This is a genomic window from Paeniglutamicibacter sp. NPDC091659, from assembly GCF_044756805.1.
Classification (GTDB): domain Bacteria; phylum Actinomycetota; class Actinomycetes; order Actinomycetales; family Micrococcaceae; genus Paeniglutamicibacter.
This window is the reverse complement of the sequence record NZ_JBIVTO010000001.1, coordinates 1030931-1051222: the sequence shown is the minus strand read 5'-3', so window position 1 is coordinate 1051222 and position 20292 is coordinate 1030931. Positions and strand designations below refer to the sequence as shown.

The following is a 20292-nucleotide window of genomic DNA, read 5'->3' as shown; positions in this document are numbered from 1 at the left end:
CCGACGGCCTGAACGGGGCGCCGGGCATTGGTGTGAGCTGCGGCTCATGTCCCTGTCGCGGTGCGGGCCGGAGGCGTAGGCTCGTCCAGTGAACGAGAACAAGACCGAAGCAGAAACGGCACAAGCCGCCCAAGACAAGGTGGCGTGGGGTGCCCTGTGGGCCCTGGTCATCGGGTTCTTCATGATCCTGGTGGACTCCACCATTGTCTCCACCGCCATGCCGGCAATCATGAACGGCCTGGACACCGACATCAACGGGGTGATCTGGGTCAACAGCGCCTACCTGCTGGCGTTTGCGGTGCCGCTGCTGATCACCGGGCGCCTGGGCGATCGCTTTGGCCCGCGCACCATCTTCCTGGTCGGGCTCGTGGTCTTCACGCTCTCCTCGCTGTGGTGCGGGCTCTCCCCCAACGTCGAAACACTCATCACCGCCCGCGTGGTGCAGGGCCTGGGCGCATCGCTGATGAGCCCGCAGACGATGACGTTCATTACCCGCATGTTCCCCTACGCCCGCCGCGGCGCGGCCATGGGCCTCTGGGGCGCGGTCGCCGGCATCGCGACGCTGGTCGGCCCGATCCTCGGCGGCCTTTTCGTCGACACCCTGGGCTGGGAATGGATCTTCTTCGTCAACGTGCCGGTGGGCATCTTCGCCATCTGGCGCGTGCTGCTGAAGGTCCCCGAGCTGGAGCGCCACTCGCACTCCTTCGACTGGCTGGGCGTCGGGCTCAGCGCGGCCGCCATGTTCCTGCTGGTCTTCGGCATCCAGGAGGGCAACGGGCACAACTGGGGCCCGTTCCTGGGACCGATCGGCTCCTGGCACCTGATCATCGCCGGCGTCGTCCTGCTGGGGCTCTTCGTGCTCTGGCAGGCCAAGACGAAGGCCGAGCCGCTGGTGCCGCTGGGCCTGTTCAAGGACCGCAACTTCTCGCTGGCCAACGTGGCGATCGCGTTCATGGGGCTGGCGATCACCGCCATGAGCTTCCCGATGATCCTCTACCTGCAGTCCGTGCGCGGGCTGACCCCGACGCTCTCGGCGCTGATGCTCGCGCCCATGGCCGTGGTGGCAGGCGTACTGGCACCCATCATCGGCAAGCGCGTCAGCCACGTGGAGGCCAAGTACTTCGCCGTCCCCGGTTTCTTCCTCTTCGGCGCGTCGATCACCGCGTACGGCCTGATCCTGCGCGAGGACACCCCGTTCTGGGTACTGCTGGTCCCGCCGGTGTTCATGGGCCTTGGTTCGGCCATGATCTGGCCGTCGGTCTCGCTGACCGCCACCCGCGACCTTGGGCAGGCCGACGCGGGCGCCGGATCCGGCATCTACAACACCACCCGCCAGGTCGGTGCGGTGCTCGGCTCCGCGCTGATCGCCCTGATGATGGAATCGCGCATCTCCGCCGAGTCGCAGAAGGCGGTGGCAGCCATCGCCAAGACGGGCTCCGACGGCGCTTCGTCGATCGTCCTGGGCACCGGCGGCGAGCCCGGCATGGGCGGCGTGGTCCCGGAGTTCCTGCACCAGGCGTTCTCGCTGGCCCTGGGCCAGTCGCTGTTGCTGCCGGGCCTGGTGGCGATCGCCGCATCGCTGGTGGCGCTGATGTTCCGCAAGGGCTCGGTCAAACGCTAGGAGCTTGCGGCCCGGGCTTGCCGCGGGTTCCGCTTCGGCAAAGCCGAAGGGTGCCGGACAAATTATTTGTCCGGCACCCTTCGCGCATCCAGCCAGTGATCCCGCGGCCCGAAGCCGGCGCGGATCCCGGGCGCTACTTCTTGACGGGCTTGGCGACTTCCTTGATCTTGGTCCTGGCCTTGCCGCGGCCGCACACCAGGGCGACGGCCATGCCTGCAAGCCAGAAGTCCTTGGCCATGGCCCCGCCGTTGGGCGAGGGGCGGATGCCGTCGGATTCGGTCATGCCCGGCGTCTTCAGGTAGATCGCGAGCAGCGACCCGGCGAAGGCGCCAAGCCCCAGACCGGCAAGCCGCGAGGGGATGAACGGGGTCAGCAGCAGCGCGCCCAGGGTGATCTCGCCGACGGCCACGGCCTTGCCGAACACCGCGGGATCCACCTTTTCCACCTGCGGGATCGCGTTGGCAGTCATCGACTGCAGGCCCTGCGCGGACTCCGCGGGCAGCCGCAGCTTCCCGACGCCGCTGTTGAGGATGTAGGCGCCCGAAGTCAGTCGCAGTGCCACGTTTGCAATGTTGAAGCCCATGGGGAATTCTCCTGGTCGTTGGGTGTGTGTCCGTCGCTTCTCCTCCCACCCTATGGTTTACCGGCAAGGGACGGCTAGGTTTGCCGTTCGGTCGGCGGTTCGCGGCCGGGCTATTGGCTTGCCCACATCCCGTGACATACAGCGGCAGAACATCTCCGTGGCGAACGCGTCGTGCTAGATTCGCGTGCATGATCACCTCTTCCGCCGTGCCCGACGCGGCACTGCGCCTCCTCGTTGAAAACGGCTTCGATGCGACGAGCGTTGACGCACTGGCACAGGCCGCGGGCATCTCGCGCTCCACCTTCTTCAGGCGCTTCGGGTCCAAGGAAGAGATGGTCTTCGCCGACCAGGAAATGATCATCCACCACCTGGAGACCATGCTGGCGACGTCCGCCCTGGGGCCGGTGCAAACGCTGGTCAACGCCGGGCTGGTGGTCTTCGACCAGCACACCGCGCGCCCGGAGGCCGCAAGCCTGCGCCACAGGCTCCTGCAGGACGTGCCGTCGCTGCGCGACCGCGAACTCGTCTCCACCCACCGCTACGAACGTGTCTTCCGCAACCACCTGCGCGACCGCGGCCTCTACGACCTGCCGCACGGCCGCGCACTGTGCATCGCCTTCGCCTCCGGCGTCGTCTCGGTGCACAACGACCACCTGCGGCGTTGGCTCAGGCGCCCCGAGGACACCCGCCGCCCCGAGCTGGAGCGTGAGCTGCTGGCCCTGGCGGCGATCTTCACCCCGGTCCTGGAACCGACCGGCGAGCCGGAACGCAGCCAGTCGACGACCGTGGTGGTCACGGTGTCCGGCGGGGCCGCCGACACCGAGGCCGTCGTGGAGCAGGTGCGCGAGGCGCTGAACCGCGCCAACGGCTGACCTCCCGGGCAGCATCGGCCATGCGACGCTCGCCGAGGAATGACTGAAAAACGACAATCATGAACCGCAGTGCCTTGACCTGACACTCAGTTCCAGTATGCTGGTGCGAAGTGACATTCCCTCCGCACCAGAAAGGCCGGAACCGGCTCATGAGCATCGAAACCACCCTCGCCACCGAATTCCCCTCCGGAGTCGTCGAACCGGAGTACGAGCTGTGGGGCGAGGTCGACGTCGACCCCGCGGGCGTCTTCGAGGACATCCCCGCGGCCGACCGCGCCTACTGGGACCGCGCCCGGAAGTTCGGCCTCGAGGAGGTCCGCCCGGTCATCGACGGCCACTGGGACAAGGCCGAGTACCCGCTGGGCCTGGCCAAGCGGCTGGGCGAGCTTGACCTGCTGCGCGACGGGCTTGCACTGGACGGCTACCCGGAGATGAGCGTGCTCGCCGCCGGGCTGGTCAACATGGAACTCTCCCGCGCCGACGGCTCGGTGGGCACCATCGCCGCGGTGCAGGCGGGCCTGGCGTTGCGCTCGATCGTGGACTGCGGCTCGCCCGAACAGATCGCGCACTGGGCCCCGAAACTTGCCAGGGCCGAAGTGCTCGGCGCGTTCGCGCTGACCGAACCGACGCACGGATCGGACTCCGTCTCGCTGGAAACCCGCGCGGTGCGCGTGGAGGGCGGCTACCGCATCAGCGGAGAGAAGAAGTGGATCGGCAACGGCTCGGTCGGCGGCGTGACGATCGTGTGGGCCCGCGACGAGCAGGGCAGCGTCCGCGGCTTCATCGTCCAGCAGGAGTGGGAGGGATACACGGGCACCACCATCGAGGGCAAGCTGTCGCTGCGCGCCATCTGGCAGGCGCACATCCGCATGGACGACGTGTTCGTCCCGGATTCCCACGTGCTGCCCGGCGCCAACAGCTTCAAGGACACCGCCGGTGTGCTCTTCGCGACGCGGCTGGGCGTCGCGTGGTCGGCCGTCGGCCATGCCACGGCCTGCTACGAAACCGCGGTGCAGTACGCCGCGCAGCGCATCCAGTTCGGCCGACCCCTGGCCGCCAGCCAGATCGTCCAGGAACGCCTGACCCGCATGCACTCGGAGCTTGCCACCATGCAGCTGATGGTCATGCAGGCCACCCGCCGCGAGGAAGCCGGGACGCTGAGCCCGGTGCAGGCGTCGCTGGCCAAGTTCACCTGCACGCGCATCGCCCGGACCATCGCCGCCAACGCGCGCGACCTGCTCGGCGGCAACGGCATCCTGCTGCGCAACCGCGTGGCGCGGCACATCGCCGACATCGAGGCGATCCACACCTACGAGGGCACCGAGACCGTGCAGGCGCTGATCATCGGCCGCTCGATCACCGGGATTTCCGCCTTCGCCTAAACCGCATGATCGGCTTCAACGACCGGCGTCGTCTGGGCTCCCCGCCATGGGAGAGCCCAGACGACGATTGTTTATGACACCTGATTCCAGTGGACGCCCAGCGTCAAGACTGCGGAGCTGCTACATACAATGGCTGAGACACCGCACAACTTAGGAGCCGTCATGAGTGAAACCGTCCCCGAACGGCCGGATTCGGATCCGCAGCCGCCCACGAACACCGATCACCCAGAGGGGGCAGTGCCAGGTCAATCCGGCCCGCAGCCGCCCATGTCTCCACCGCAGACACCGCAGCAGCCCGGCAACCCCTACCAGCAGCATCCCGGCCAACAGGGCTGGCCGCAGGGCCAACAGCCCAACATGCAGCAACAGCCCTACCCGGGCCAACAGCCCAACATGCAGCAACAGCCGTATCAACAGCAGCAGCCGTACGGCCAGCCCGGCTACCCTCAGCCCTACGGGCAGCAGCCCTACGGCTACCCGGGTACCGAGCAGAAGTCGCGATTGGCCGCCGGGGTGCTCGGGATCCTACTCGGCGGGTTGGGCATCCACCGCTTTTACCTCGGCTACACCGGCATCGGCATCCTGCAGATCGTGGTCACGGTGCTGACCGGCGGCCTCGGCGGACTCTGGGGCCTCATCGAGGGCATCATGATCATTGTCGGGTCTTCCTCGTTCCGCACCGACGCACGCGGCGTTCCGCTGAAAGAGTAGCTTCAGCCGTCCCGGGTGCCGACACGCATCCGGGACACTGGCGTTGCCCTTCAAGCCATTGACACCCGTTTGCCACCGGGCGGGGCGGAGCACGGCAGGTGCTGCTACCGCCCTGCCGAATCCCTAACCGTTTCCGTTCGTCGTTGTCCCGGGAGCCACCGGCGGATTGCCGCTTGGCGGGGTGCCGCCGGGTCCGCCGGACGGGGGCGCACCGTTCCCGCCACCCAGTCCCCCGCCGCCGGGCATGGAGCCCCCGGTCGGCGCGGTCCTGGTGTCGATGCCGACATCGAGCACAACCTTGTATCCGTTCGAGATATCCCCGGTGACGGTGGCAAGCTGGCTGGCACCGGAGTCGTCGCCGAAGACGTTGTCGGCGGCCAGGGACAGCTGGGCCAGGTTCTTGACCGATGCAGAGTAGCCGTCGGTGGCGAAGACGGCCTCCGAGACATCCTGCGGCAGGGCCACCTGCGAGGTCGCGATCGCCTTGGACACGTCGGTGATCGAGGCCGCGTCCGGGTACACCTCGAAGTGGATGTGCGGCCAGCGGCCCGTGTAGCAGGCGGGGAAGATGCTGGTGTAGCGCACGGTTCCCGCGGCATCGGCGATCTGCACGCCGCGCAGGTAGTTCTCGTTTTCCACCGCGGCGGAGTACATCGAGTAGTTGCCCTCGCGGTCGCAATGCCACACGTACACGGCCACCCCGGCGGAGGCCGCCCCGCCGTTGGCCAGGTCCTTGATGTTCAGCTCGAGGGTCATCGGGATGCCTGCGGCCGTGGTGGTCGAGTCGCCGAAGCTTGAGCGAATGTCGCTGCGCACGATCCCGCTCTGTTCCAGCACGTCGGGCCCGTTGGACCCGTCGCCCGGGTAGGGGCCGGCGGTCTCGTCGGGGATCTCCCCCGCCGAAGTGCCCGACGTCGTGCCGGTCTTGGAGGTCGCCGTGCAGGCGGCCAGCCCCAGGGCCAGCGCGCCGGCGCCGAAGGCCTTGAGCGCGGTCCGGCGCCCCAGCAACGTCTGGACGTCGAAGCCGAGACCCTGGTCCTCCAGGTCGTCCTCGGGCCGCGGCAGGACCCTGCCTTGGAAGCGCGGGTGTGCGGCACCCGAGGGGTCGTGGCCTTGGCGTGGTTCCATGGTGGGTTCCTCGTTTCTTCTTCGCTCCGGCGGAGCAAGCTGTCGTCGGGTTCCCACGTTATGGCCGGTGGCTATGGCCGGGCTGTGCCGTGCCCCGGCAACGCCTATGCGCTCCCTAGGCCTCGCCCATGCGGCGCTTGACGTGCCGGGTGGCCGGCGCGGTCCAGGGATCCTCCGGCCACGGGTGCTTGGGGTAGCGGCCGCGGTTTTCGGCACGCACCTGGGCATAGGGGCCGGACCAGAAGGACGCCAGGTCGTCGGTGACGGCCAGCGGGCGCCGGGCCGGGGACAGCAGGTGGAAAAGGATCGGGACCCGGCCCCGGACCAGTCGCGGGGATACGGCCAGGCCGAAGCATTCCTGCAGCTTCACCGAGACGACGGGCCTGGACGCGGGCTCGTCGACCGGCGGGTACTCGATGCGGATGTTCGAGCCGCTGGGCACCGCAAGGTGTTCGGGGGCCAGTTCGCCGAATTTCGAGGCCTCGGGCCAGGGCAGCAACCGGCGCAGCGCGTCCGTGAGGTCCAGCGCGGAGGCGGGCTTGCCGCCGGCGAGCGCCTCCAGCTCGGGGGCCAGCCAGGCGCCCGCCGCGGCGATGAGGGAGTCGTCGTCCATGGCCGGCCACGGGTCGCCCAGTTCGCGGTGGACCAGGGCAAGCCTGCGGCGCAGGGCGTCGGCGGAGGCGGAGAAGGTGAGCATCCCGAGCCCGTTCTCCCGCAGGGCCGCCAGCACTGCGTCCCTGCCCTGGGCACGTGTGGGCGTCACGGGGGTGTTCTCGAGTTCGATGGCACCGAGGGTGCGCACCCGGCGGGCGCTGAGCTTTCCCGCGGCGAAGCGTGTGCGGGTTTCCTCCCCGAGCAGGTGGGCGGCGGCCCGTGAGGCGGTGTCCGCGTCCGGCGGCGCCGCGGCGCGGATCAGTGCCCCGGTGCCCGCGGCGTCGCGGCCCGCCGCGCGGGCGACCTCCGCGACGGCCAGCCATTCGTGGTGGGCCAGCGCGCTTCCGGCCGGCAGCCCGGCGCGGGTTCCCGAGGCCAGCAGATAGGTGGTGCCCGAGGCGCCCGGCACGCGGCGGGCCACCTGGGCGGGGTAGGCCAGGGCGACGACCAGGCCGGCAGCGTCCTCGCCGGTGGCCATGTCGTTGGCCTTGGCGGGAGCCGTGCCGGCCCCGACGCGTTCCACCAGCCGCTGCAGCCTGGCCGATTCCTGCTTCCAGGCCCTGGCCTGCGGGTGGGTGCCGCGCTGCAGCGACTTCAGCAGCTCCCCCAGGTCCGCTGCCTGCGCCCGGTAGTCGCCGGCAAGCATCGCCACCAGGGCGGCGACCCGGGAGGTGCCGACCAGCGGCGCGCCGTCCAGCAGCGCCCGGCCAAGCCGCGGGTCCGCGGGGATCGCGGCCAGCCTGCGGCCCAGGCCCGTGGCGTGCCCTGTCTCGTCGATGGCGCCCAACTGCCCCAGGACCGTGAGCGCGTCGGCAAGGCTGTTGGCCGGCGGCGCCTCCGGCAGGTGCAGGCCCTCGCCGCCCGGCGCTCCCCAGCAGGCCAGCACCAGGGCCGCGGAGGCCAGATCCGCGACGGTGATCTCGGCCCGCGGGTGCGCGGGTGCCGCGGCGAAGCTCTTCTCCTCGAAGCAGCGCACCACGGTGCCGGGCCCCTGGCGGGCTGCACGTCCGGCGCGCTGCACGCAGGAGGCACGCGACGCGGAGACGGTGACCAGCCCGCTCATGCCGCGGGTGGCGTCCCGCCGCGGTTCGCGGGCCAGCCCGGAGTCGATCACCAGCCTGACGCCGGGCACCGTCAGCGAGGATTCGGCCAGCGAGGTGGAGACGATGATGCGCGGGGCGCCACCGGCCTCGCGCCCGGAGACGGCCCTGTCCTGCAGCGCGGGCTGGACCTGTCCGTGCAGCTCCAGCACCTCGGCGCCGGGGGCCAGGTTCCGCAGCTGCGCGGCGACCTCCGCCACCTCCCAGGCGCCGGGCAGGAAGACCAGCGCGTCGACCCCCGGGTTTCCGGCAAGCGCCCGGGCGTGGGCGGACGCCGCGGTGGCCGCGACGTGGGTGAGGAAGGTGCGGGACACCCCGCGGTCGGTCAGCCGCGAGCCGGTGCCCGGCGCCCAGTCCACGGTGAGCGCATGCAGCGCCGAGGGGCAGTCCACCACCGCGGCGGGGCCCTCGCCGGTGGCGTCGCCGATCAGCGCGGCAAAGCGCGGGGCGTCGAGGGTCGCGGACATGGCCAGCAGCATCAGGTCCCCGCGCAGTTCGTGGACCTCGCGCAGCATGCCGACCAGCAGGTCGGTCTCGAGGCCGCGTTCGTGCACCTCGTCGATGATGACGGCGTCGATCCCGTCCAGCCCGGGATCGGCCAGCAGGCGGCGCAGCAGGATGCCGGGCGTCACGAACTCCACGAGCGTTTCCGGGCCCGCCTTGTTTTCCCCGCGCACGCTGAACCCGACGCGGGTGCCCAACGCACTGCCGTCCAGCGAGGCCAGGCGCCGTGCCGCGGAGCGTGCGGCAACCCTGCGGGGCTGGGTGACAAGGATGCGCCCGGCTCCCCCGGCACGCCCCGGAACCCGTCGATCCAGCACCAGGTTCGCCACCAGCGGCGGCACCAGCGTCGTCTTGCCGGTGCCGGGAGGCGCCTGGATGACGGCAGTCCCCGATTCCCCGCCCGCCGCCAGCACCCGGGCAAGTTCGGGCAAGGAGTGCGCGAAGACCAGCCCACGACCGATGTTCTCGAGGTCGAAGGTGCCTGGGTCCACGGTGCCGGGGGTTGCCCGCAAAAGCTGCTCACTCACCCGGTCCATTATCCCGGGTCGGTGGAGCGTTAGCTGGTGCGCCGGCGCAGCGTCACCGACCCCAGGGCGATCGCCACCACGATCCAGGCTGCGATGAACCCGAGCCGCAGCCAGATGTATCCCGCGTCCTGGTCGCCCCGGGCCACGGCGGTCAGTGCGTCGATCGCGTGGCTCAGCGGGAGCCAGTCGCCGATCGCCTCCAGCACGGCGGGCAGCTGGTCGCGCGGCAGGAAGATCCCGCCCAGCAGGATCTGCGGGAAGATCAGCGCCGGCATGAACTGCACCACCTGGAACTCCGTGCGCGCAAAGGCGCTGGCCAGCAGGCCCAGCGAGGTGCCCAGCAGGGCGTCGGCGACCGCCACCGCGAAGAGCAGGCCCAGGCTGCCGGAGACCTCCAGCCCGCACACCCACACGGCAAAGCCCACGGCGATGGCCGTCTGCACCACAGCCAGCAGCCCGAAGGCCAGCGCGTAGCCAAGGATGAATTCGGCCTTGCCCAGCGGCAGCGACAGCAGGCGCTCGAGGGTGCCGCTGCGCCGCTCGCGCAGCGTGGCGATGCTTGTCACCAGGAACATCACGATGAACGGGAAGAGCGCGATCATCGCCGGGCCGATCTTTGCGAACACCGGGGTGTCGGTGAAGATCCAGGACACCAGCCCGATCAGCAGTGCGGGCACCAGCAGCAACAGGGCCAGGGTGCGGTGGTCGTGGCGGACCTGGGTGAGCACCCGCTCCGCGGTGGCCAGGACCCGTGCCGGTTTCATGCTGTTTCTCCCGTCGCGCGGTGCTTGCCCGGGCCGCTGGCCAGGGCCGACGTGGTCGTGCTCCCGCCGGCCCGGATCAGGGCCAGGAACGCGTCCTCCGCGGTCGCGGTCCCGGTGCGCGCCAGCAGGCCCGCGGGCGTGTCCTGGGCGATGATCCGCCCTTCGCGCATCAGGACCAGCGAGTCGCAGCGGGTTGCCTCGTCCATCACGTGGCTCGAGACCAGCAGCGTCGTGCCGTCGCCCGCCAGCTCCGCAAAGAGGGCCCAGAGCTCGACGCGCAGCACCGGGTCCAGGCCGACCGTCGGCTCGTCGAGCACCAACAATTCGGGTTTGCCCAGCAGCGCAATGGCCAGCGACAGCCTGCTGCGTTGCCCGCCGGACAGGTCCCCGGCCATCGAGCGGACCACCGAGCCCAGGTCGGTGCGTTCGATGACCCGTTGGACCTGGGCCTCGTCGGCGCCGATGACCCGGGCGAAGTAGCGCAGGTTCGCCGCCACCGGCAGGTCGTCGTAGACGGCCGTGTCCTGGGTCATGTACCCGACCCGGCGCCGCAGCGCCGCCGATCCGGCCTCGTCCCCCAGCACCTCCACCAGGCCGCCGGCAATGACTTGGGTTCCGACGATCGAGCGCAACAGCGTGGACTTGCCGCAGCCGCTGGGGCCCAGCAATCCCACCACTTCCCCGCGCGGGATCCGGAGGTCAAGGCCGTGCAGCACGGGCTTTTTCCCGCGCATCACACTCAATCCGGTGATTGAAACGGCAGCCGCTTGTGCATCCATTGCTTGAGTCTCGACCCTGGAACACCCCCGGTCAAGTGGCGGTTGCCGGCCCACGCGGAAACAGGCTCAGGCACCCTCGTGCCGGCGCAGGAACGGCAGCAGCTCGTCCAGGATCGGCCCCGGCGGGAACAGTGTTCCGCCGTGGGTGCGCCCGGGAAGCTCGATGAGCCGGGCGTCGGGCATCAGGGAGGCCATGATGCGGGAGTGCTCGATGCGCGGCGAGTCCCGGGTGCCGGTCATCAGCAGCGTCGGGGTGTGGATCTGTTGCAGCAGCATCTCGCTGATTCCCGGGCCGGACTCGGTGGCCTCGAAGTAGGCCGCGAGCGCCAGCGGGTCGTTGGAGGCAAACGCCAGCCGGGTGGCCGGGTCCAGCTTTCCGCCGCCGGATTCCATTCCCGCGATGAACCCCTCCATGTCCCCGGCCTTGAGCACCTCCAGGTACCCGTCGAAGAAGAGCGCCGCAAGTTGCCCGGCCTCGATGGCGTGGGTTCCACCGAGCATGGCCAGGGAACGCACGCGGTGCGGGGCGCGGGCGGCCAGTGCCAGGCCGACGCGCGCGCCGAAGGAATAGCCGACGATGTGCACCGATTCGTGGCCCGCGGCTTCCAGGACCGCCTCGACGTCGCCGAGCATCGACTCCATGGAATAGGCGGAGACCTCGTGCGGCTTGCCCGAGCGCCCGTGCCCGCGCAGGTCCATGCGTATGCTGGAGAATTCCGGTTCCAGCGCCTTGACGTAGCCCAGCCCCCGCCAGATGGAACGGGAAAGCGCCGAGCCATGCAACAGCAACACCGGCGGGGCTTCCGTGGCGCTCGCATCGAAATGGATAGTGTGGGCATCAACCGGATTTACTGCATGGGGCATGCCCTCGAGCTTATGGCAATGGCGCCCCGTCCCAAGAAAAAGGACAGTTGTGATGAATGACGACCTGACCCCCGTGATTATTACCGGGGCCCGCACGCCCTTCGGGAAGTTCCGCGGTTCGCTGTCCTCCGTGCAGGTCAACGACCTGGGTGCCCACGCCATCGCCGCCGCGCTCGAACGCAGCGGCGTCCCGGCCGAAAACATCGGACACGTGATCGTCGGCCAGGTCATCCTTGCCGGTGCGGGCCAGGGGCCGGCGCGCCAGGCCGCGATCAAGGCAGGCATCGGGTGGAACGTCCCGACCGTGACCGTGAACAAGCTCTGCCTGTCCGGCCTGACCGCCGTGATCGATGCCGCCCGCATGATCCGCTGCGGCGAGGCCGATTTCATCATCGCCGCCGGCCAGGAATCGATGTCCAACGCCCCGCATCTGGTGCGCGGCATGCGTTCGGGGCTCGCCATCGGTGACCGCGGCATGGAGGACTCGCTGAACTATGACGGTCTTGCCGATCCGTTCTCCGGCGAGCTCATGGGATCCGCAACCGACCGCGGCAACATCGAACGCGGCATTCCGCGCGCCGAGCAGGACGCGTTCGCCGCCGCCTCACACCAGCGCGCCGCCGCCGCCCGGGAAACGCTGAATGCCGAAATCGCACCGATCAGCATTCCCCAACGCCGTGGCGAAGATCTGGTCGTCGCCCAAGACGAGGGAATCCGCCCGGACACCACGGCCGAGCAGTTGTCCGCCCTGCGCCCGGCGTTCTCCAAGGATCCGGACGCAACGATCACCGCGGGGTCATCCTCGCCGCTCTCGGATGGTGCGGCTGCACTCGTCATCGCGTCCAAGGGTGCTGCTCGCAGGGCAGGCCTGGACTGGCTGTGTGAAATCGGTTCCCACGGCCAGACCGCCGGACCAGACGGTTCCCTGCATTCGCAGCCGAGCGATTCCATCGTTGCCGCGCTGGCCAAGGAGGGGCTGAAGGCATCGGACCTGGACTTGATCGAGATCAATGAGGCCTTTGCCTCGGTGGTGCTGCAATCCGCCAAGGACCTGGGGCTCGATCCCTCCAGCATCAACCGCGAGGGCGGGGCCATTGCCCTGGGCCACCCGGTTGGCGCATCCGGCGCCCGGCTGGTGCTGCACCAGGCCATGGAATTGGCCCGTCGAGGTAAAGGCGTCGGTGTGGTGGCGCTTTGCGGCGGCGGCGGGCAGGGCGATGCGTTGATCCTGCGCGCAGGATTTCACACCTGGCTATCGGGGCATATACAGCGAACCCATAGCTTGGTTTCCTAGAGTAATTACTACCTCATGAAGGTGCGAGTGATGAGAGCACCGGTTGGATTTCAGGTTTATTCCCCCAAACCTTTCCGACCGGTGCTCAACTTTTTAAGCACCCGAGGTTCGCTGCGCCAGGGATGGCTCACCCCCTCGACTTTGCTTCCACTTGAGACCAGACTGGACATGGTGGAACCCTCCGATTCGAGGGGCACCTCGCACTACGGATTTAGGAGCGCGTGTGATGAGTGAAAAACCAGCGGACGAAGTCGTCGAAGCCGAAGAAGCCGAAGAAAAGCCGGAGCACCACGCCAGCGAGCACGACGAGGCGTTGGTCGAGGAGTGGGAAGACGAATCCTTCCCCGCTTCGGATCCACCATCAAACTATTAGCTCATTGCATACTGCCAAGGAATACTCAGCCACCACACAGCTTCGCAAAATAGGCTGAAGCTACCTTCTCAAGGTGCGAGTGATCAGAAGAACCGGTCGCGGCGGAGTTTCACCTCCTTAGCCGTCACGACCGGTTCTTCACTTTTAACTTCGGGCCGCAACATTGCCGGCAAACCAGGTCGGCACCCCTCCGTATTTCGCCAAAACAGTCACAATCGCACAAATTAACACATGATTTAGAACAAAATGCCGATTTCATGTGGACGCCGGGGGCGCTGGCGACAAGAATGGACGAGGGCAAAATGCCCCTTACGATCGCTACCCCGCAGGAGAACCCCCTCACCATGGCCGAAGAGCTCCGCTACTCCCCCGTTCCCGAAACACACCAGCCGTACGTCGCCGCGGCCGATCGATACGCATCCACCGGTTACCGCCGGGTGGGAAACTCCGGCCTGGTCCTGCCTCCGATCAGCCTTGGCCTGTGGTGGAACTTCGGGGACAATCGTCCCTTTGACACCCAGCGCGAGGTGTTGCGCCACGCCTTTGACCACGGCATCACCCACTTTGACCTGGCCAACAACTACGGCCCGCCATACGGATCGGCGGAAGAAAACTTCGGCCGCATGATGCGCGGCGACTTCAAGGCCTACCGCAACGAGCTCATCATTTCCTCGAAGGCCGGCTGGGACATGTGGCCGGGCCCGTACGGAAACCTGGGATCGCGCAAGTACATCATGGCCTCGGCCGACGAGTCCCTCGCACGCATGGGCCTGGACTACGTCGACATCTTCTACTCGCACCGTCCGGACCCGGGGACCCCGATCGAGGAGACCATCGGCGCCCTCGACACGTTGGTGCGCCAGGGCAAGGCCCTCTACGTCGGCATCTCCTCCTACTCCCCGGAGCGCACCGCCGAGGCTGCACAGGTCGCCAAGGAAATGGGCACCCCGCTGGCCATCCACCAGCCTTCCTACTCCATGCTCAACCGCTGGGTCGAGGACGGACTGCTCGATACGCTCAAGGAACACGGCATGGGGTCGATCGCCTTCACCCCGCTGGCCCAGGGCCTGTTGACCAACAAGTACCTCACCGATGAGTCCGCGATTCCGGCGGGCGGCCGCAACTCCCTTGCGGGCCACCTCACCCCGGAAAATCTTGAAAAGATCCGGAACCTGGCACGCGTCGCATCCGAACGCGGACAGTCCTTGGCGCAGATGGCCATTGCCTGGTTGCTGCGCGACGGCGGCGTGACCTCTGTCCTGATGGGCGCGTCCTCGACGGCGCAGCTCGACGAGAACCTCGTGGCACTGGAAAACACCGCTTTCACCGCCGAAGAGCTGGACTTGATCGACAGGATCGCATTGGGCGAGGCCGGCATTGACCACTGGCGCACGGCCGCCACAAGCTAAATCTCCCCGCGCCAAACAACTCGAAACCCTGCGAAATACGTTTTTCGCAGGGTTTCAAGTCATTAACGACGAATACCGAAGTAGGTGAATTCAAAGACTGTGGATATGCTCATACGCGACCCGTGATGGGGTTCACAAATCGCGGTTTTCAAGACATGATAGAACCGTACGTGGCGAGCAACCCAGATTTCCGCCGCCCAGTGACTATAGAAGGAGCATGGCAGTGACCGCCAACGCCCAGACGACGACAGCCCCAGGCTACCGAGTTATCAACCCCGCCACCGGTGCCGTGGTTGAAGAATTCGCCACCGCAACCGACGCCGAGATCCAGGACGCGCTTGCCGCGGCCGAATCCGGCTACCAGTCCTGGAAGAACGTCGACATCAACGAGCGCGCCAAGATCGTTGCCCGCGTGGGTGAGCTCTTCGCCGAACGAGCCGACGAACTTGCTGCCATCATCACCGAGGAAATGGGCAAGCCGCTCTCGCAGTCCAAGGGTGAAGCAGCATTCTGCAAAGACATCTTCGACTACTTCGCCACCGAGGGCCCGTCCCTTGCCGCCAACCAGGAAATCAAGGCCATCGGCGGCGGCAAGGCCGTCATCGAGCGCCTCCCGGTCGGCCCGCTGCTCGGCATCATGCCGTGGAACTACCCGTACTACCAGGTTGCACGCTTCGCGGCGCCGAACCTGGTGCTCGGCAACACCATCGTGCTCAAGCACGCCGAAACCTGCCCACGCTCGGCCCTGGCCATCCAGAAGATCATGGACGATGCAGGCGTGCCGGCCGGCGTGTACAACAACGTCTTCGCCAGCCACGAGCAGATCTCCACGATCATCGCAGATGACCGCATCCAGGGCGTCTCGCTGACCGGTTCCGAGCGTGCCGGCGCGATCATCGGCGAACAGGCCGGACGCAACCTGAAGAAGGCCGTCCTGGAACTCGGCGGCTCGGACCCGTACGTGATCCTTGATTCTGCCGACATTGCACAGGACGCAGCGATGGCCTGGGGCACCCGCATGGAGAACACCGGCCAGGCCTGCAACTCCAACAAGCGCATGATCGTCATGGAAGACATCTTCGATGACTTCGTGGGCGAACTGACCAAGCTTGCCACCGGCCTCGTCCCGGGCGACCCCGCGGAAGAGGCAGAGGGCACCTTCGGTCCGCTCTCCACCCGCGGTGCCGCAGAAGCCTTGGCTGCACAGGTCCAGGACGCCGTCGACAAGGGTGCAACCCTGCACGCCGGCGGCGTACTGCACGAAGGCCCGGGCGCCTACCTGGCCCCGGCCGTCCTTTCGGGCATCACCAAGGGCATGCGAGCCTACTACGAAGAGCTCTTCGGCCCGGTTGCCGTTGTCTACAAGGTGTCCTCGGACGAGGAAGCACTCGAGCTGGCCAACGACTCCCAGTACGGCTTGGGCGGCGCTGTCTTCTCCACCGACCCGGCACGTGCAGCCAAGGTTGCATCACGTCTGGTGACTGGCATGGCCAACGTCAACATCCCGGCAGCCGAAGGCGCAGACATGCCTTTCGGTGGCGTCAAGCGCTCGGGCTTCGGCCGCGAACTCGGCCCGCTGGGCATGGAAGAGTTCGTCAACAAGCGCCTGTTCTACGTAGCCGACTAATTTCGTAGCTACACATGCTTTGGCCGTGTAGGCCCCATTGCGGGGGCCTACACGGCCAAAGCTTTTAATGACCCCTTGGAGTTTCGCAACCACCTTCCGGCGCACCGGGGTCGGAATTCACGGGAATCCTCAAATGAGCCCACCCACGGCATCAACGCCTGCAAGGTGCTGCTCATTGCGTCCGGGTTGGAGTTCGCCCCTATTCGGAATGCTTGAGCGTGCCGATGGGAGCGTCCTTGGCATTGAAGATTTCCAGTGATCCAGAAACGATTTTTGCGGACGTTGCATCGGAGAGCCAGGTATCCACGCCCTCACAGAACATTCGGGTTCCGGCGAGTGGGCCGAAGACGACCTTGCCATCGGATTCTTCCCAGGTACCGACCAAACGGTTGCACCCGTCGGTTCCGTGCAAGGTTCCGCCTTCTTCCAAGACAAGCTGTGGCTTTCCCTGTTCTGTCACACCCCAAGTGCCCACCGGGTTCGGCTCTTCGGCGGGTCCGGCAGCGCAGGCGGACAAGAGCAAAGCGGCACCCAAGGCGGCGGCCAGACCGATCTTTTTCATGTGTTCAGCTTACGACCTGCCCTACGCCAATTGCAGTAGTTCAGCTGCGAATATGCGATTCATGACAGACTTTCCGACGATCTGCGCCGTACATATTCGAAATGCCTAGTTTCTTCGTTGGACGTCCGTTCTCCATGTGCTCTCTGGACTATTCACTAATCACTTTTTCCTCGTGAAAACATGATTCCGAGAGGACTTAAATCGATCTGGCTTCGTTGCCCTGCATGCATTGCGAAATACACGTGGATCCGAATTACTGAATAGAGTGGTGGTATTGCCCATCGCAAGGAGTCAGGTTATGTCAGTGAAGCGGAATCGGAGGGCGGGCCTAAGCCCACAAACGCCCGAGACGCCATTCGTATCAAACGCGGTTGAGAAACCGCCGCATTACACGGTCTCAGGCCTGTGGACCGATGGTTTGGGACGCTCGGCCATACGTGCCATCCAGATCCTTGTCGTTGTCAGCCTGGCCGCCGCAGTCGTCTTCGTCCTGCTGCGTCTGAGTCTCATCGCACTGCCGGTGTTGCTGGCACTGATTGTTGCCAGCGCGCTGTGGCCACTGGTACGAATGCTACGCAAGGTCATGTCGTCGCTGTTGGCTGCCTGGACCGTCTTCCTGGGCTCCCTTCTGGTGCTCGGCGGAATCGGCACCGCGCTGGTGTACTCGGTGTTGGCCGAATGGCCCACCTTGGTCGCCAAGGGAGTTGAAGGCTTCAACAAGGTACAGGGCATGCTCGACCAGTTGCCGTGGACAATTTCCCAGGAGCAAATCAATCAGGCGATCAAGCAGGTCACCGGATTCCTCACGAGCTCGCAGTTTGGTGCCGGTGCACTCAACGGTCTCTCCGCAGCCGGGAATTTCTTCACCGGACTCGTACTGCTGTTGGTGATCTTGTTCTTCTTCCTCAAGGATGGAGACAAAATCTGGGCGTTCTTCATTTCGTGGATGCCCCGGCACCAAATGCACAGGTGGCAGGCCTCGGGTGCGCGCACCGTTGAAACCCTGGGCGGATACATGCGTGGAACGGCGACCATCGCCGCCGTCGATGCCATCTGCATTACCGTGGCGTTGCTGATCCTCAGGGTTCCGTTGGCGATCCCGCTCGGCGTGGTCACGTTCATGGCCTCATTCATCCCGATGGTCGGTGCCACTTTTGCCGGAGTCCTCGCCACGTTGATCGCCCTGGTCACCAACGGCCCGGTCGTCGCTCTCATCGTGGTCGGTGCCGTGATCGTGATCCAGCAGCTCGAAGGCAACTTCCTGCAGCCGGTGGTCATGGCCCACGCGTTGAACCTGCATGCGCTCGTCATCCTGCTGGCCTTGGCCGCGGGTACGGTCCTCGGCGGACTGGTGGGTGCCGTACTCGCCGTGCCACTGACGGCGGTCGTCTGGTCGATCACCAAGATCTGGTCCGGTCGAGACCAGTCGTCCACGCCGCCCGACAACGCCGAGGAACCCACTGACGGGGAACAGTCGGCCGCACACGGCTCGACGCCCGCGGAAGCCTCATCGAACCTCCGTGGCGTCTCCCGCAGCACCGCCGCGGGAGACGCAGCGGACCAGTCCGGGCAGGCACAAACGGGGCCGTCACTGCCTGGGGATACGCATCCGGCAGCGTCCGCTTAGCCGCCACTGCGATGGCTGAATTGCAACGGGCGGTGGATTCAAACAGTCGTTTGGTTCCACCGCCCATTGGCGTTTTCAGCTCTTCGGCGATATGCCTCCCTACTTCAGGTACTTCTTATTTACCCACCCGGTCTTGCCGGAGTAGCGGACCTGTGACCATGTACCCTTCGTCGCCTTGACCGTCACCTTTTTGCCCTTGGGAATGACGAGAATCGATTTGCTGGACGCCGAGGCCGACTTGCGCAGATTCAGGCCGCTCTTGGTGATTTTCGTCTTGGCCGGGGCCTTGTACACAGCCAGCTGCTTCGCCGGAACCCAGCCGGTCTTGCCCGCGTAGCTCACCCTCAGCCACGAACCGCTTTTCGCGTTTACGGTGACCTTCTTTTTCGCTGCGATGCTGCGAACCGATGCCGACTTCGAATCAGGCGACTTCCGTAGCGTGACCTTCGCCTTCGTCGTGTAGGACTTCTTCTTCAGTGAGGTCACGGCCGGTGGCTTTTGGGTTGAAGGTCGCGCCGTGGAGCCGATTTTCACCAGGTCTGCGGTGCGTAGCCACCCGGACAGTTTTCCGGACTGGACCTGGGACCAGGTGCCGGCGGCACGGCGGATACTCACCTTTGTCCCGCGTTTGAGCGACTCGGTTTCCGCATAGCTGTATCCGGCGCCGCTTCGGAGCTTGAGGTCTCGAGCCACTTTGTGGGTTGTTGAAACCGTTGAGGGATCAATGTTGGCGATCTTGCTGATGAGCGCGGACGAAACCCATCCTTCGTTGCTCCCGTGTTTGACACGCGTCCAGCCACTGACGCTTTGGTACGCCTTGAGTGTTGAACCTGCGGGCAGGGTCTTAATCTTCGAGTACCAGCTGGCCGCGCCCGAACGCATGTTCAGCTCGCCGGGGTTCCTGTACGTCGCAAAGGGTATTCTGACGCCGTTGGTTACGGTCCCGGCGGTTGTCAGCGACCCGGCAGGGGCCTCCGCAAGCTTTCCGGGAGAGACGGCAAAGCGGTTCATCCACCCGGCAAGCGAGCCGTACCGAACCTTGACGAAGTCGCCATTGCGCAAACCGTTGATCGCACCGGGCTTGCTGGAGACCTCGGTGTTTCGCCCCGGACGCCCCAAGACCCTCGAGGATGTAGAGGCGGAGGCAAACACCTCGGTCTTGCCCCGCGCGTAGTAGGTGCAGCGTTTGTCGTACTCGCCGTAGTTCGCCGAGGCGTTGGCTTTCAGGTCCACGCCACGTGTCTTGAGGAACAAAACGGGATCAACCACATTGGCGTCGGAAGAGTAGAACCTGTCCTTCCAGATCTCCAAGTGCAGGTGGGGACCCGTTGCCGGTCCCGAGGCACCCACCTTCGCGATCTGCTCGCCCGCCTTGACTTTGTCGCCGACCTTGACCATGACGCCACTGGGCCACATATGCATGTAGGCGAATTCGTACCTAGCGCCATCGATTTGGTGTTCGACAACGATGATGCCGGACTTGGCGTCGGTGCCCTTCACGATCGAACGAACCTTGCCGGCGGCGATTGAGTAGATAGGTTCGTCTTTTTTTGCTCCCATGTCCTGGCCCAGGTGGAATGTTGATCCACCAATCACCGGGATGCAACGCGGCCCCATGGGCGAGGTCATTCGATATTTGTCGGTCTTGAGCGGCAACACGAAGGCCGGCGCTCGAGTCTGGACGTCACTCTCGGTGTCCATCGGCGCCATTGCCGTGGCCGGTAGCGTGCTGAACGTCAATGCGGCGGCAATTGCCCCGGAAAATAGCGCACGTAGATATCGTGGAGCGGTCTTCACTGGTGGTCTCCCCCTCAAGAGTTTTGGGCCCACAAGAGTGCCCAAAATGCTGCAGGTATCTTTGCTGCGATTAATCGCACCGCTCTTTACCTTATGCAAGAAGTGATTACCGCG

Annotated in this window: 18 protein-coding genes; 10 read left to right on the top strand and 8 right to left on the bottom strand. The window is 66.3% G+C overall.

What is annotated here, in order from left to right; genetic code table 11:
* Positions 1-88 precede the first annotated feature (88 nt).
* Positions 89-1621: a DHA2 family efflux MFS transporter permease subunit gene (locus ACIQLF_RS04700; protein WP_400294886.1), complete on the top strand. Its 1533-nt coding sequence runs from the start codon at positions 89-91 to the stop codon at positions 1619-1621.
* 133 nt (positions 1622-1754) lie between these two features.
* Here ACIQLF_RS04700 and ACIQLF_RS04695 read toward each other — a convergent pair whose 3' ends face one another.
* On the bottom strand, positions 1755-2204 hold the full coding sequence (locus tag ACIQLF_RS04695) for a hypothetical protein (protein ID WP_400294884.1): 450 nt from the start codon (positions 2202-2204) through the stop codon (positions 1755-1757).
* A 188-nt stretch (positions 2205-2392) separates the two neighbouring features.
* Between ACIQLF_RS04695 and ACIQLF_RS04690 the strand changes: the two genes are divergently transcribed.
* The 3 genes from ACIQLF_RS04690 to ACIQLF_RS04680 all read left to right on the top strand — a co-directional run bounded on the left by ACIQLF_RS04690 (position 2393) and on the right by ACIQLF_RS04680 (position 5169).
* Positions 2393-3076 carry a TetR/AcrR family transcriptional regulator gene (locus tag ACIQLF_RS04690; protein ID WP_400294881.1) on the top strand — a complete coding sequence of 228 codons (684 nt, stop codon included), beginning with the start codon at positions 2393-2395 and terminating at the stop codon, positions 3074-3076.
* Between the two features lie 149 nt (positions 3077-3225).
* A complete protein-coding gene (locus tag ACIQLF_RS04685; RefSeq protein ID WP_400294879.1) occupies positions 3226-4458 on the top strand; it encodes an acyl-CoA dehydrogenase family protein in 1233 nt (410 codons plus the stop codon).
* Between the two features lie 162 nt (positions 4459-4620).
* The gene (locus ACIQLF_RS04680) at positions 4621-5169 is read left to right on the top strand and encodes an NINE protein (protein ID WP_400294876.1); all 549 of its coding nucleotides are present in this window, start codon (positions 4621-4623) and stop codon (positions 5167-5169) included.
* 123 nt (positions 5170-5292) lie between these two features.
* On the opposite strand, the gene ACIQLF_RS04675 is transcribed toward ACIQLF_RS04680, so the two are convergent.
* From ACIQLF_RS04675 to ACIQLF_RS04655, 5 genes are all read right to left on the bottom strand, one after another.
* Entirely contained in the window at positions 5293-6297 is a 1005-nt protein-coding gene (locus ACIQLF_RS04675) for an intradiol ring-cleavage dioxygenase (RefSeq protein WP_400294874.1), read from the bottom strand.
* Between the two features lie 115 nt (positions 6298-6412).
* The gene (gene hrpB, locus ACIQLF_RS04670; RefSeq protein ID WP_400294871.1) at positions 6413-9091 is read right to left on the bottom strand and encodes an ATP-dependent helicase HrpB; all 2679 of its coding nucleotides are present in this window, start codon (positions 9089-9091) and stop codon (positions 6413-6415) included.
* Positions 9092-9111: 20 nt separating this feature from the next.
* Positions 9112-9846: an ABC transporter permease gene (locus ACIQLF_RS04665; RefSeq protein ID WP_400294869.1), complete on the bottom strand. Its 735-nt coding sequence runs from the start codon at positions 9844-9846 to the stop codon at positions 9112-9114.
* Entirely contained in the window at positions 9843-10625 is a 783-nt protein-coding gene (locus ACIQLF_RS04660; protein ID WP_400294867.1) for an ABC transporter ATP-binding protein, read from the bottom strand. Before ACIQLF_RS04660 ends, ACIQLF_RS04665 begins: the two co-directional genes overlap by 4 nt.
* Before the next feature lie 66 nt (positions 10626-10691).
* Positions 10692-11489, bottom strand: coding sequence for an alpha/beta fold hydrolase (locus ACIQLF_RS04655; protein ID WP_400294865.1), 798 nt, complete (start codon positions 11487-11489; stop codon positions 10692-10694).
* A 52-nt stretch (positions 11490-11541) separates the two neighbouring features.
* On the opposite strand from ACIQLF_RS04655, the gene ACIQLF_RS04650 reads away from it, so the two are divergent.
* The 4 genes from ACIQLF_RS04650 to ACIQLF_RS04635 all read left to right on the top strand — a co-directional run bounded on the left by ACIQLF_RS04650 (position 11542) and on the right by ACIQLF_RS04635 (position 16192).
* A complete protein-coding gene (locus ACIQLF_RS04650) occupies positions 11542-12783 on the top strand; it encodes an acetyl-CoA C-acyltransferase (RefSeq protein ID WP_400294862.1) in 1242 nt (413 codons plus the stop codon).
* 226 nt (positions 12784-13009) lie between these two features.
* Positions 13010-13156: a hypothetical protein gene (locus tag ACIQLF_RS04645; RefSeq protein WP_400294860.1), complete on the top strand. Its 147-nt coding sequence runs from the start codon at positions 13010-13012 to the stop codon at positions 13154-13156.
* A gap of 344 nt (positions 13157-13500) precedes the next feature.
* On the top strand, positions 13501-14565 hold the full coding sequence (locus ACIQLF_RS04640; protein ID WP_400295051.1) for an aldo/keto reductase: 1065 nt from the start codon (positions 13501-13503) through the stop codon (positions 14563-14565).
* 217 nt (positions 14566-14782) lie between these two features.
* A complete protein-coding gene (locus ACIQLF_RS04635) occupies positions 14783-16192 on the top strand; it encodes an NAD-dependent succinate-semialdehyde dehydrogenase (protein ID WP_400294857.1) in 1410 nt (469 codons plus the stop codon).
* A 199-nt stretch (positions 16193-16391) separates the two neighbouring features.
* On the opposite strand, the gene ACIQLF_RS04630 is transcribed toward ACIQLF_RS04635, so the two are convergent.
* Positions 16392-16754, bottom strand: coding sequence for an META domain-containing protein (locus ACIQLF_RS04630; protein ID WP_400294856.1), 363 nt, complete (start codon positions 16752-16754; stop codon positions 16392-16394).
* 418 nt (positions 16755-17172) lie between these two features.
* Here ACIQLF_RS04630 and ACIQLF_RS04625 point away from each other — a divergent pair, with 418 nt between their 5' ends.
* Positions 17173-18381: an AI-2E family transporter gene (locus tag ACIQLF_RS04625; protein ID WP_400294853.1), complete on the top strand. Its 1209-nt coding sequence runs from the start codon at positions 17173-17175 to the stop codon at positions 18379-18381.
* A 99-nt stretch (positions 18382-18480) separates the two neighbouring features.
* On the opposite strand, the gene ACIQLF_RS04620 is transcribed toward ACIQLF_RS04625, so the two are convergent.
* Complete coding sequence (locus ACIQLF_RS04620) at positions 18481-19998, bottom strand: SH3 domain-containing protein (protein WP_400295048.1); 1518 nt, start codon at positions 19996-19998, stop codon at positions 18481-18483.
* On the opposite strand from ACIQLF_RS04620, the gene ACIQLF_RS04615 reads away from it, so the two are divergent.
* A complete protein-coding gene (locus ACIQLF_RS04615; protein WP_400295058.1) occupies positions 19997-20284 on the top strand; it encodes a hypothetical protein in 288 nt (95 codons plus the stop codon). The two genes, ACIQLF_RS04620 and ACIQLF_RS04615, sit on opposite strands and share 2 nt — an antisense overlap.
* Positions 20285-20292: the final 8 nt, after the last annotated feature.